The following is an 11,964-nucleotide window of genomic DNA, read 5'->3' on the forward strand; positions in this document are numbered from 1 at the left end:
TGCATGACCGCTATGGGTTGTGTCCCTGAGCGGTCGTGCCAGGCGGGACCTTAACGGGAGCGGTAGGTAATACGACCTTTGGAGAGATCGTAAGGAGTCATTTCGACCTTGACCTTGTCTCCAGTCAGGATTCGAATATAGTTTTTGCGCATTTTCCCGGAGATGTGCGCGGTGACCACGTGCCCGTTTTCCAGTTTGACCCGGAAGGTGGTGTTGGGCAGGGTGTCGACGACTTCGCCTTCAAATTCGATATTGTCTTCTTTCGCCATTCGGCCGTTTCCTCAGCTTTCTGTGTGTGCATCGTCGTTGAACTTCAGACATCTTGCACAGGTTAAGTCTGAATTGTTGCCCGGTCGGGCTAAAAATAGGCGTGAATTGTGCCTGAAATGAGCCGAAAGGCCAAGTGCTGGGGGGATAAAAGGTGGTTTATCGCTGTTTTTGAGGCTTCACGTCCGGTTCTGTGAGGGGAGTGTTGTTTGAAAGCCGGCCATGATGAACCCCACTCGAGAACTGCAAGGTCCGGCCAAGGCAGTGGAATACCGTTCGGAAACCCGCCGTAAACCCATCCATGGGGGCTTCTCATCGGCATCCATGCCTCAGAGAGTTTCCGAACGGTATTCCACTGCCTCGGCCTAAGAGCTTCGTAGCGACTTATTATCGCGTAGCGTAGGTAAGGCGAAAGCCGCCACCTCTCGACTGAAAAAGTGGGCGTCAAAGGATAGGGATGGCACTGAGGTCCGCCGAAGGGGTGCACCCTCCAGAAACTCTCTGACGCCTACATGGATGTAGGTGCTAGAGCGACGCAGGAGCCAAAGCCGCGGCATGGATGCCGATGAGAAGCCTACAGGGAGGTATTTACGGCGGGTTTCTGGAGGGTGCACCCCTTCAGTGGACCGGGCGTGAAGAAAAAACTGAAGCCAAAAAACGACGAACCTTAGGTCACCCGCACCCAACGCCGGTTAACCAGCATCTCCAACGGCCGATATTGAGTCTTGTAATCCATCTTACGGCACTGCCTGATCCAATAACCGAGGTACACGTTGGGAAGCCCCAACGCCTTTGCCTCCTCAATCTGTGCCAGAATCCCGAACACCCCGAGACTGCGACGCTCCTCCGTACCGTCGAAAAACGTATACACCGCCGAGAGACCATCCTTCAGCCGGTCACACACGGCAACCGCCACAAGACGCCCCTGATCGCGCACCTCCAGATACTGCGTTACTCCCCAGGCACGGTTCAAAAACGCATCGTACTGAGCCCGAGAGGGCGGGTACATATCCCCGTCCCGGTGGCGGGTGTTGATGTAATGCGCATACAACTGATAATGCTCATCGGAATCCGCATGCTCCACCATCTTCAGTGTCAGATCCCGGTTTCGGCGCCAGCAGCGGCGCTGGTTGCGGTTGGGTCGGAAGTGCTCCACCGGAATGCGGCAGGAGACGCAGGCGTTGCACTGAGCGCAGTGAGGGCGGTACAGGTGCGCGCCGCTGCGGCGGAACCCGATCTGCGAGAGCTGGGTGTACAGCTCCTTATCCACCGGCGCATTAGGGTCAATAAACAGCGTGGTCGCCTCCTCACCGTCCAGATAGCTGCAGGGGTGAGGCTGGGTGGCGAAGAGCTTGAGGTTCGACAGGTCGGTCATATCGTCTCCTCCTGCCTGGGCGTTCAAAGCACGGGGGCGTTGAGGTGCCACCGGCCGGTAATCGAGGGCAGATAGGCATAGTCTAGCAGGATTTTTTCGAAGACTTCACGGGGAATCTCCTCGGCGCCCAGACTGAACAGATGCCCGCTGCTGACCTGACAGTCGATCAGCCGGAACTGCCAGGCCTTCAATTGGGCCACCAGATGGGCAAAGGCCACCTTGGAGGCGTTGTCCACCCGGCTGAACATGGACTCGCCAAAGAACACCCGTCCGAGCGCCAGACCGTACAACCCGCCCACGAGCTCGTCCGCTTGCCAGACTTCGATAGAGTGCGCCACGCCTTGCTCATGCAGCCGAATGTAGGCCTGCAACATCTCCTCGGTAATCCAGGTGCCCGCGGCGCCATCTCTCGGTTCAGCGCAGGCGCGCGTGACCGCTTCGAAGTGGGTGTCGGCCGTTACCGTGAAAATCCCGCGTTTCAGGGTCTTGCGCAGGGAGCGGGCGAGATGGAAGTGGTCCGGGTAGACCACGGCACGGGGATCCGGTGTCCACCAGAGAATGGGCTGGCCGTCTTCGTACCAGGGGAAAATACCGTTGCGATAGGCGTGGAGCAGACGCTCTGGGGACAGGTCGCCGCCGCCGGCCAGAAGACCGTTGGGGTCGTCCAGGGCTTCCTCAGAGGGCGGAAAGTCCAGCGTGGTTGGGTCGAGCCAGGGGAGTGTGATCATAGGGGGGAGGGTCGGCCCGGGAGGCCGACCGCACTCGGGTTTACAGATCGTCCAGGTATTTTTCGGCGTCCAGCGCCGCCATGCAACCGAAACCGGCAGAGGTGATCGCCTGACGGTACACGTGGTCGGAGACGTCCCCCGCAGCGAACACGCCGGGCACGCTGGTCGCGGTGGCGTTGCCGTTCAGACCGCTCTTGATCTTGATATAGCCGTCTTTCATGTCCAGCTGCCCTTCGAAAATATCGGTGTTGGGCTTGTGGCCGATGGCGATGAACACCCCTTGTACGTCCAGGTCCTGGGTGGAATCGTTCAGCTTGCTGCGGATGCGGGCGCCGGTCACGCCGTTGTCATCCCCCAGTACCTCATCCAGGGTGTGATCCCAGATAAGACGAACATTGCCATTTTCTGCCTTGGCGAACAGCTTGTCCTGCAGGATTTTTTCGGCTTTGAGCTTGTCCCGGCGGTGAATCAGGGTCACTTCGCTGGCGATGTTGGACAGGTACAACGCCTCTTCCACGGCGGTGTTGCCACCGCCGACCACGGCGACTTTCTGGTCCCGATAGAAGAAACCGTCACAGGTGGCACAGGCGCTTACGCCTTTGCCCATGAAGGCTTCTTCCGAGGGCAGGCCCAGGTACTGGGCGGAGGCGCCAGTGGCGATGATCAGAGCGTCACAGGTGTAGGTCTCGCTGCCCACCAGCTTGTAGGGTCGTTCGCTCAGGTCGGTTTCGTGAATGTGATCAAAAATGATTTTGGTGTCAAAGCGTTCGGCGTGTTCCTGCATCTGTACCATCAGGTCCGGCCCTTGCAGCTCGCTGATGCCACCCGGCCAGTTTTCCACGTCGGTGGTGGTGGTCAGTTGTCCGCCCTGTTGCATACCGGTAATCAGCACCGGCTTCAGGTTGGCGCGGGCGGCGTAAATGGCCGCCGTGTAGCCAGCGGGGCCCGAACCGAGAATAATCAGGCGATGATGCTGTGCTTCGCTCATGATGTGAGTTCCTTTGCGTTAAACGTTAGGGGTCGTTGAATGGCGCTCATCATAAGTGAATCACCAACAGGGCGCAAAATAGTATGAACCAATGCGAGGTATTGCTTTCATTAATGGTAAGCTCCCAAGGCTGAGTCTGACACTATGACGGCGTCGCTTTTGCAAACCCCTCCCGGACCGCTAGAATAGCCGCCATTGCCAACCAGCCATGACGCCAACAGTGCTGCATGACAACCGTACAGGTAGATGATGCAGCCTGTTTCGACTTGATAGGAATCCTGTTTGAAACGTTCTCAACCCACAACTGCCAGTAACGACGCCACATCGGTCGATAGCCTCCTGGTGCGAATCGTCAAGGAAGGGGCGCTGATCGGTCTGGTGGCGATCAGCGTGTACTTGATGTTGGCGCTGCTGAGCTATGATCCCGGCGACCCCGGTTGGTCCCACACCGGGGAAAACAGCCGCATTCGCAATGCTGGCGGCCCGGCGGGCGCCTGGCTGGCGGATGTGTTTCTGTCGCTGTTCGGTTACCTGGCCTATCTGTTCCCGGTGTTGCTGGCCTACCGGGCCTGGCAGGTGTTCCGGGACCGGGAGCGCCAGCCGGGGTTTGACTGGCTGCTGATCTCCCTGCGCATTGTCGGCCTGATTCTGGTGATGGTGGCCGGTACGGCCATCGCGAGCATGCATTATCCCGATGGCGTCGATCTGCCATTCTCCACCGGCGGCCTGCTCGGCGCCTCTGTGGCGGAAGGGGTAGAAGGTGCTTTCAGTTACACCGGAGGCACCCTGATCCTCCTGGCGGTGTTTCTGTTCGGGATCACGATCTTCACGGACTTGTCCTGGTTGGCGCTGATGGACGAAACCGGCCGTATTACTCTGATGTTGCTGGACCGGGTGCGGGGTTACTGGCAGCAATGGCAGCGTCGGCGCGCCGAGCATAAATCCGCCAAGGCGGCACAGCAGCATCGTCGCGAAGCGGTGGCCAAGCAGGTGGAAAAAACCGCCAAACGGGTGCCGCCCACCATTTCCGAGCCGCCCAAGAAAACGCCTCCCAAGCCCCAGCCCAAGCCGGCCCAGCAGGGGTCTCTGTTCGATACCAGGGACAATACCCCGCCGGTGGGGGATCTGCCGTCCATCGAGCTGCTGGATCCGCCGGATGAGCACAGCGATAAGGCCTTCTCCAAGGAATCACTGGAGGCCATGTCCCGGATGCTGGAGCTCAAACTCAAGGATTTCGGCATCGAAGTGGAAGTGGTCTCGGTTCAGCCCGGCCCGGTGGTGACCCGTTTTGAAATTCAGCCGGCCCCCGGCGTCAAGGCAAGCCGGATCACCAATCTGGCGAAAGACCTGGCCCGCTCTCTGGCGGTCATCAGCGTGCGGGTGGTAGAGGTGATCCCCGGCAAGTCCGTGGTCGGAATCGAAATTCCCAACGAGCACCGCGAAATCGTGCGTCTGAGCGAAATAGTGGCCTCCGAGGTCTACGCCAAATCGAAATCCGTGCTCACCATGGTGCTGGGCAGCGACATCTCCGGGCAGCCGGTGGTGGCGGACCTGGCCAAAATGCCCCACCTGCTGGTGGCCGGTACTACCGGTTCGGGTAAGTCGGTGGGCGTGAACGTCATGCTCCTCAGTCTGCTGTACAAATCCTCCCCGGAGGAGGTGCGACTGATGCTGGTGGATCCGAAAATGCTGGAACTTTCAGTGTACGAGGGTATCCCGCACTTGCTGACCCCGGTGGTCACTGACATGAAAGACGCCGCCAACGGCCTGCGCTGGTGCGTGGGCGAAATGGAGCGCCGCTACAAATTGATGGCGGCCATGGGCGTGCGCAACCTGGCCGGCTACAACCGCAAAGTGGACGAAGCCCGCAAGGCCGGCGAACCGCTGAAAGACCCGCTGTTCAAGCCCGATGAGCATTACGAGGCGGGGCAGGAAGAAGCGACCGCCCCCGACCTGGAACACCTGCCGGCCATTGTGGTGGTTATCGACGAGTTCGCCGACATGATGATGATTGTCGGGAAGAAGGTAGAGCAACTGATCGCCCGTATCGCCCAAAAGGCTCGGGCGGCGGGTATTCACCTGATCCTCGCGACCCAGCGCCCGTCGGTGGATGTGATTACCGGTCTGATCAAGGCCAACGTCCCGACCCGGATTGGCTTTCAGGTATCGTCGAAAATCGATTCGCGGACCATTCTGGACCAGGGTGGGGCGGAGCAGCTGCTGGGCCATGGGGATATGCTGTACCTGCCGCCGGGCACGAGTGTGCCGGTGCGTGTGCACGGGGCCTTCGTGGATGATCACGAGGTGCATAAGGTGGTAGCGGATTGGAAGAAGCGCGGCGAGCCCAATTATATTGATGGGATTACGGATGAGGGGACGACCAGTTCGATACCGGTTCCCGGTATGCCCGGTGGGGAAGAGGGCGGCGATGATGGTGAGGGTGATGCGCTTTACGATCAGGCGGTGGCGCATGTGATAGATTCGCGCAAGGCGTCGATCTCGGGGGTTCAGCGTAAGTTGCGTATTGGGTACAACCGGGCGGCTCGGTTGATTGATACCATGGAAGCGGCGGGTGTTGTTTCCGAGGCGGGGCATAACGGGAATCGGGAGGTTCTGGTTCCTAAAAACTGATTCTGGTTTGGTGGTGCTTTGATAGTCCGGCGGGGGAGCGGGTATACCCTTCGGAGACCCGCCGTGAATACATCCCTGTAGGCTTCTCATCGGCATCCATGCCTCAGAGAGTCTCCGAAGGGTATACCCGCTCCCCCGCCTCAGTGCCACAATCGCTTCATGGTGGGTTCAGGAGCTTGGCGTATGGTGGTGTAAGAGCGGAGTTCACGATCTGCTACTTCAATTCGATTGATCAGACTGAGCCTTGTAGGTGTGTCGTTCGAATCTAAGAGTGGACTTGGTCCAGTGTGGCACAGAGGCCGTTGGGGGAAAGACTGATCGTAGACTCTCTGAGGCATGGATGCCGATGAGAAGCCCCCATGGATGGGTTCACAGCGGGTCTACGATCAGTCTTTCCCTCAACGGCCGGAACTACCCAACCACCACCAAAGGTCAAACACAAACAATTTTCCAAGTTGGTTAATGACATGAAGAAACTCAACGTTCCAGTATTTGCCCTTTTGCTACTTTTGGGTATGGGGGCACAGGCCCAAGACCCCGCTGCCGAACTGCGCTCGCGGTTGGACCAGATGGACAGCCTCAAAGGCGACTTCACTCAGACCCTCTACGACAGCGAAGGCGAAGTGCTCGAAGAAAGCAGTGGCGACTTCGCCATGGCCCGGCCGGGCAAATTCGACTGGCATACCCACAAGCCCTTCGAACAGCGCCTGGTCTCCGACCACAACAAAATCTGGCTCTACGACCCCGACCTCATGCAGGTCACCGTGCGTGACTTCGACGCCGAACTGCAGAACACCCCGGCCCTCATCCTCAGCGACGAGCTGACCGCCCTAAACCAACAGTTTGACATCGAGCAGGCCACCACCAACAACGGCTGGACCGCCTTCACGCTGGCACCCAAAGACGAAGAAAGCCTGTTCGGCGCCCTGGTCCTGACGTTCGATGGCAAACTTCTCAAAGAAATTACCATGCACGACAACCTTGACCAGGTGACCCGCTTTTCCCTGTCGGACCTGAAGCTCAACACCGATGTCGATCCGGCGCGCTTCAACTTCCAGGTGCCCGACGGCGTGGACGTACTGGTAGATTAATGACCAACGACCTTTTCCAGACCGAACCCGTCTACCAGCCCCTGGCCGCCCGTATGCGGCCCAGAACCCTGGCGGACTACATCGGCCAGGAGCATTTGCTGGCGCCTGGGAAACCGCTGCGGGATGCGGTCGAACGTGGCCACCTGCACTCCATGATTCTGTGGGGGCCACCCGGTGTGGGCAAAACCACCCTGGCGCGGTTGTTTGCCGAGCAGGCCGATGCCCGTTTTCAGACCATCTCCGCCGTGCTCGCCGGAGTCAAAGATATCCGGGCGGCGGTCCAGGTGGCCGAGCAGGAGCGCGTTAACCGGGGGCGCAAAACCATTCTGTTCGTGGACGAAGTCCACCGGTTCAATAAGGCCCAGCAGGATGCGTTTCTGCCCTACGTCGAAGACGGCACCCTGATATTTATTGGCGCCACTACCGAAAACCCGTCCTTTGAACTCAATAATGCCCTCCTGTCCCGGTGTCGGGTCTATGTACTTAGAGGGCTGGAGCACAAGCACATTCGCCAGGTGCTGGATCAGGCCCTGGAGAACGCCGAGCGCGGTCTGGGCGGCCAGGGCATCCGGATCGAGGAGGACTGGCTGGAAACACTGGCGAAGTCGGCGGATGGTGACGCCCGAAAGGCCCTGAACCTGCTGGAAATCGCCTCGGATCTGGCGGAAGAGCAGGGCGGGCAAAAAGTGATCGGCCAGCGGGTCATGGAAGAGGTGCTGGCGGCTGACGTGCGCCGCTTCGACAAGGGGGGCGATCTCTTCTACGAGCAGATTTCCGCCCTGCACAAATCGGTGCGCGGTTCCTCCCCGGACGGCGCGCTCTACTGGTTCGCCCGAATGCTCGACGGTGGCTGTGACCCGCTCTACATCGCCCGGCGCATCGTGCGTATTGCCAGTGAGGATATCGGCAACGCCGACCCCAGGGCGCTGCCGTTGGCCCTGGCCGCCTGGGATACCCAGGAGCGCCTCGGTAGCCCGGAGGGGGAGCTGGCGATTGCCCAGGCCGTGGTGTACATGGCCTCGGCACCCAAAAGTAATGCTGTGTATAATGCTTTTAATCAGGTGATGGCGGAGGTACGCGAGCAGCCCGGGTATGAAGTTCCGGTGCATCTGCGCAACGCGCCCACCAAACTGATGAAATCGATGGATTATGGGGCGGAGTACCGTTACGCCCACAACGAACCCGGTGCCTACGCCGCGGGAGAGTGCTATCTGCCGCCGGAGCTGGCCGACCGCCACTATTACGAGCCGGTGGAACGCGGGCTTGAGCAGCGGATCAGGGAGAAGATGGCGTATTTCCGTGAGCTGGATGCAAAAAGTCCGGTCAAGCGATATTCGGGCGGTAATGATTCCGGGGGACGATGATGCAGTGGTTGGCGGTAGCGCTGGGAGGAGCCCTGGGGGCGATGGGCCGGTTCGGTTTGACGACCTGGCTGTTTCCCGTGATGGGCACCCGCTTTCCCCTGGGAACGCTGGTCGCCAACCTGCTCGGTTGTTTTCTGGTCGGGCTGGCTTTCGTGCTGATCGTGGATAAGGGCGTTGTGCCACCGGAGTATCGCCCGTTTGTGGTGACCGGCTTTCTGGGAGCATTGACCACCTTCTCGACGTTTTCACTGGATGCCCTGCTACTGTGGGAGAATGGCTCCCTGGCGCTGGCAGTGACCTACTCACTGGTGACATTGCTCGGTTGTCTACTCGCCGTCTTTTTATCAGTTTATCTGGCGAGAACGATTTTTTGACTTTCACTTTTAACCTACTGACACAAATAAGACTTTTTTATGCTGGATCCAAAACTTGTTCGTAACAATCCGGAAGCGGTGGCGGAAGCCCTCAAAACGCGTGGTTATGAGCTGGACATCGCGCGTCTGAAATCGCTGGAAGAGCAGCGCCGCGAGGTGCAGATCAAGACCGAGAATCTGCAGAAAGAGCGCAATGCCAGCGCCAAGTCGATCGGGCAGGCGAAAAGTCGTGGTGAGGATATCGAGCCGCTGTTGGCCCAGGTCAACCAGATGAAGCAGGAACTGGGGGACGCCGAATCCCAGCTCGATGCGATTCAGGCGGAACTGGACGATATCCTGAGCGGTATCCCCAATATCCCGGCCGACGACGTGCCGGAAGGGGCCTCCGAGGATGACAATGTGGAAGTGCGCCGCTGGGGGACGCCACGCGAGTTTGATTTTCCGATTGCCGACCATGTGGATCTGGGGGCGCGTTTGGGCGGTCTGGATTTTGACACGGCCAGTAAACTGACCGGCGCACGGTTTGCGTTGTTGCGCTCGGGTATCGCCCGTTTGCATCGGGCCCTGGCCCAGTTCATGTTGGACACCCACATTGAGGCTCACGGTTACGAGGAGGTGAATGTCCCGTTCATTGTGAACGCGGATTCGCTGACCGGCACCGGGCAGTTGCCCAAGTTTGAGGAAGATCTGTTCAAGCTCTCCGACGAGCGGTGCTTTTACCTCATCCCCACCGCGGAAGTGCCGGTGACTAATATTCTGCGCAACGTGCTGCTCGACGGCGCCGAACAACTGCCCATGCGGTTTGTCAGCCACACGCCCTGTTTTCGCAGTGAGGCGGGTGCCCACGGCAAGGACACCCGTGGTCTGATTCGCCAGCATCAGTTTGAGAAAGTGGAGTTGGTGCAGTTCGTCCGCCCTGAGGAGTCCGAGGCGACGCTGGAGCAGTTGACCGGCCACGCCGAAGCCATTTTGCAGAAACTGGGCCTGCCGTATCGCACCGTCATTCTGTGTGGCGGGGACCTGGGCTTCTCAGCGGCCAAAACCTACGACATCGAAGTCTGGGTGCCGTCTCAGGAACGTTTCCGGGAAATTTCCTCCTGCAGTAACTTCCGCGACTTCCAGGCCCGCCGCATGAAGGCCCGCTACCGCAACCCGGAAACCGGGAAGCCGGAGCTGCTGCACACCCTGAACGGTTCCGGCCTGGCGATTGGCCGCACGCTGCTGGCAGTGCTGGAAAACTACCAGCAGATCGACGGCAATATCGCCATTCCCGACGTGCTGCAGCCCTACATGGGTGGCGTCAAAGTACTGGGCCCGAACGTATCGCTTTAAGCTCGGCCGTATCGCCTTATGGATTATTTTCCCGTTTTTCTGGACCTCAAACATCGCCGTTGCCTGTTGGTGGGCGGCGGTGATATTGCGACCCGCAAAGGCCGATTGTTGGCCCGTGCGGGCGCTCGCCTGTGTATCGTCGCACCGGAGATATCCGAGGAGCTCAAACAGCTTGCCGAGCAGGGCGAAGGCGAGTTGCACTATCGCGAGTATCAGAGTGAGGATCTCGACGATGTGGTGCTCGTGTGCTCGGCCACGGATGATCACGCCCTCAATGAGCGAATCTCCCGGGAGTCCCAGGCCCGCTATTTGCCTACGAATGTGGTGGACAGCCCCGCGCTGTGCAGCTTTATCACTCCGGCCATTGTCGATCGCTCGCCCCTGGTGATTGCGATTTCGAGCGGGGGCGAAGCGCCGGTGCTGGCACGAATGGTCAGAGCCAAGCTCGAAACCCTGATTCCCAAAAGCTACGGTCGGTTGGCACAGTTGGCCAGTCGCTGGCGGGACACCGTGAAACAGTCGTTCTCCGAAGAGAATCGCCGCCGCTTCTGGGAAAAGGTACTCCAGGGGCCCATTGCCGAGCTGGTGTTCAGTGGCCAGGACGAACGGGCCGAGCGGGCGATTGAAGAAGATCTGGCCAACCCGGCGTTTGTCGACACCCAGGGTGAAGTCTACCTGGTGGGCGGCGGGCCCGGAGATCCCGAACTCCTGACCCTAAAGGCCCTGCGCTTGATGCAGCAGGCCGATGTGGTCCTGTACGACCGATTGGTGTCACCGGAGGTGATGGAGCTGGTGCGCCGCGATGCGGACCGAATTTATGTCGGCAAGCGGCGCAGCCACCATCACCTGGAGCAGGAGAGCATCAACGAGATGCTGCTCAACCTGGCCCGGGAAGGCAAACGGGTGTTGCGCCTCAAAGGTGGGGACCCCTTTATTTTCGGTCGGGGCGGGGAAGAAATTGACCTGCTGGCGGCGCACCGGATTCCGTTTCAGGTGGTGCCGGGCATCACGGCGGCCTCCGGCTGCGCGGCCTATGCCGGTATTCCGCTTACCCATCGGGATTATGCCCAGTCGGTGCGGTTTATCACCGGTCACCTGAAAACTGACAATCCCAACCTGACCTGGCCCGAACTGGCCCTCCCGGGGCAGACTCTGGTGTTCTACATGAGCCTGGTGGGGCTTGAGGACATCTGTCAGACACTCATCCACAATGGGCGTATGCCGGACACCCCGGTGGCGCTGGTGGAGAAGGGCACGTTGCAGGCGCAGCGGGTCCTGATCGGTACGCTTGAATCCATGCCGGCGTTGGTCGCGAAGAGCGACGTCCACGGCCCGACCTTGCTGATTGTGGGCGAAGTGGTGCAGCTTCATCATCAGCTCAGCTGGTTTACGCCGGACCGACAGAAACTTGACGATAGTGAGAGGCCTGTCACAAACTGACGGATAAATCGTCAAGAAAGACGGTCAAAGGCCGATAGGATAGGGTAACCGCCGTCAGGTTGACGGTGTCAACTCATTCGGGAGGCCGTTATGACCTACGTGGGCCCTACAAGCACCTTGCCCCCGGCGGCGCGAACCAAAATCAACACCACCCGCGCTCAGGACGAGACCTTGCCGGTGGACGAGCAGGTACTGGACACGACGCCCGTGGCGCCCATCCGTGAGCGGCGTCAGCGGGACCGTCGGCGTCGAAATTTGAAACCGCTGGTGGATATGCGTTCCAACGATCGCCGCCGCCGCCGGCGAATTGATATCGAAGTCTGACCCGGCCTTCAGTTCAGGCGTTTTGTGCGCTTTCCCCGTCCCGACCTGGA

At 59.7% G+C, this 11,964-nt stretch carries 11 protein-coding genes; 7 read left to right on the forward strand and 4 right to left on the reverse strand.

Annotated elements, in window-relative coordinates:
- Positions 1–50: 50 nt before the first annotated feature.
- The 4 genes from infA to trxB form a co-directional block, all read right to left on the reverse strand.
- Complete coding sequence (gene infA, locus G547_RS0116705; protein WP_027330818.1) at positions 51–269, reverse strand: translation initiation factor IF-1; 219 nt, start codon at positions 267–269, stop codon at positions 51–53.
- 665 nt (positions 270–934) lie between these two features.
- On the reverse strand, positions 935–1,642 hold the full coding sequence (locus G547_RS0116710; RefSeq protein ID WP_027330819.1) for an arginyltransferase: 708 nt from the start codon (positions 1,640–1,642) through the stop codon (positions 935–937).
- 23 nt (positions 1,643–1,665) lie between these two features.
- Positions 1,666–2,370 carry a leucyl/phenylalanyl-tRNA--protein transferase gene (aat, locus tag G547_RS0116715; protein WP_027330820.1) on the reverse strand — a complete coding sequence of 235 codons (705 nt, stop codon included), beginning with the start codon at positions 2,368–2,370 and terminating at the stop codon, positions 1,666–1,668.
- 40 nt (positions 2,371–2,410) lie between these two features.
- A complete protein-coding gene (trxB, locus tag G547_RS0116720) occupies positions 2,411–3,358 on the reverse strand; it encodes a thioredoxin-disulfide reductase (protein ID WP_027330821.1) in 948 nt (315 codons plus the stop codon).
- A gap of 282 nt (positions 3,359–3,640) precedes the next feature.
- Here trxB and G547_RS0116725 point away from each other — a divergent pair, with 282 nt between their 5' ends.
- The 7 genes from G547_RS0116725 (at position 3,641) to G547_RS0116755 (ending at position 11,914) form a co-directional block, all read left to right on the forward strand.
- Positions 3,641–5,989 carry a DNA translocase FtsK gene (locus G547_RS0116725; RefSeq protein ID WP_027330822.1) on the forward strand — a complete coding sequence of 783 codons (2,349 nt, stop codon included), beginning with the start codon at positions 3,641–3,643 and terminating at the stop codon, positions 5,987–5,989.
- Between the two features lie 467 nt (positions 5,990–6,456).
- Entirely contained in the window at positions 6,457–7,080 is a 624-nt protein-coding gene (lolA, locus tag G547_RS0116730; protein ID WP_027330823.1) for an outer membrane lipoprotein periplasmic chaperone LolA, read from the forward strand.
- Complete coding sequence (locus G547_RS0116735; RefSeq protein ID WP_027330824.1) at positions 7,080–8,444, forward strand: replication-associated recombination protein A; 1,365 nt, start codon at positions 7,080–7,082, stop codon at positions 8,442–8,444. Before lolA ends, G547_RS0116735 begins: the two co-directional genes overlap by 1 nt.
- The gene (gene crcB, locus G547_RS0116740) at positions 8,441–8,818 is read left to right on the forward strand and encodes a fluoride efflux transporter CrcB (RefSeq protein WP_027330825.1); all 378 of its coding nucleotides are present in this window, start codon (positions 8,441–8,443) and stop codon (positions 8,816–8,818) included. The genes G547_RS0116735 and crcB overlap by 4 nt, the downstream gene beginning before the upstream one ends.
- A 39-nt stretch (positions 8,819–8,857) precedes the next feature.
- Positions 8,858–10,150: a serine--tRNA ligase gene (gene serS / locus G547_RS0116745; protein WP_027330826.1), complete on the forward strand. Its 1,293-nt coding sequence runs from the start codon at positions 8,858–8,860 to the stop codon at positions 10,148–10,150.
- A gap of 18 nt (positions 10,151–10,168) precedes the next feature.
- A complete protein-coding gene (gene cysG / locus G547_RS21970) occupies positions 10,169–11,590 on the forward strand; it encodes a siroheme synthase CysG (RefSeq protein ID WP_051235660.1) in 1,422 nt (473 codons plus the stop codon).
- A gap of 90 nt (positions 11,591–11,680) precedes the next feature.
- Positions 11,681–11,914, forward strand: coding sequence for a hypothetical protein (locus tag G547_RS0116755; RefSeq protein WP_027330827.1), 234 nt, complete (start codon positions 11,681–11,683; stop codon positions 11,912–11,914).
- The last annotated feature ends 50 nt before the right edge of the window (positions 11,915–11,964 follow it).

The sequence above is a fragment of the Marinimicrobium agarilyticum DSM 16975 genome (assembly GCF_000423345.1).
GTDB classification, from domain to species: domain Bacteria; phylum Pseudomonadota; class Gammaproteobacteria; order Pseudomonadales; family Cellvibrionaceae; genus Marinimicrobium; species Marinimicrobium agarilyticum.

What these genes read in the sequence shown, in the direction of transcription:
- serS (WP_027330826.1), top strand. Translation starts at nt 8,858, where the DNA reads ATGCTGGATCCAAAACTTGTTCGTAACAATCCGGAAGCGGTGGCGGAA.
- G547_RS0116735 (WP_027330824.1), top strand. Translation starts at nt 7,080, where the DNA reads ATGACCAACGACCTTTTCCAGACCGAACCCGTCTACCAGCCCCTGGCC.
- crcB (WP_027330825.1), top strand. Translation starts at nt 8,441, where the DNA reads ATGATGCAGTGGTTGGCGGTAGCGCTGGGAGGAGCCCTGGGGGCGATG.
- G547_RS0116755 (WP_027330827.1), top strand. Translation starts at nt 11,681, where the DNA reads ATGACCTACGTGGGCCCTACAAGCACCTTGCCCCCGGCGGCGCGAACC.
- lolA (WP_027330823.1), top strand. Translation starts at nt 6,457, where the DNA reads ATGAAGAAACTCAACGTTCCAGTATTTGCCCTTTTGCTACTTTTGGGT.
- aat (WP_027330820.1), bottom strand. Translation starts at nt 2,370, where the DNA reads ATGATCACACTCCCCTGGCTCGACCCAACCACGCTGGACTTTCCGCCC.
- infA (WP_027330818.1), bottom strand. Translation starts at nt 269, where the DNA reads ATGGCGAAAGAAGACAATATCGAATTTGAAGGCGAAGTCGTCGACACC.
- trxB (WP_027330821.1), bottom strand. Translation starts at nt 3,358, where the DNA reads ATGAGCGAAGCACAGCATCATCGCCTGATTATTCTCGGTTCGGGCCCC.
- cysG (WP_051235660.1), top strand. Translation starts at nt 10,169, where the DNA reads ATGGATTATTTTCCCGTTTTTCTGGACCTCAAACATCGCCGTTGCCTG.
- G547_RS0116710 (WP_027330819.1), bottom strand. Translation starts at nt 1,642, where the DNA reads ATGACCGACCTGTCGAACCTCAAGCTCTTCGCCACCCAGCCTCACCCC.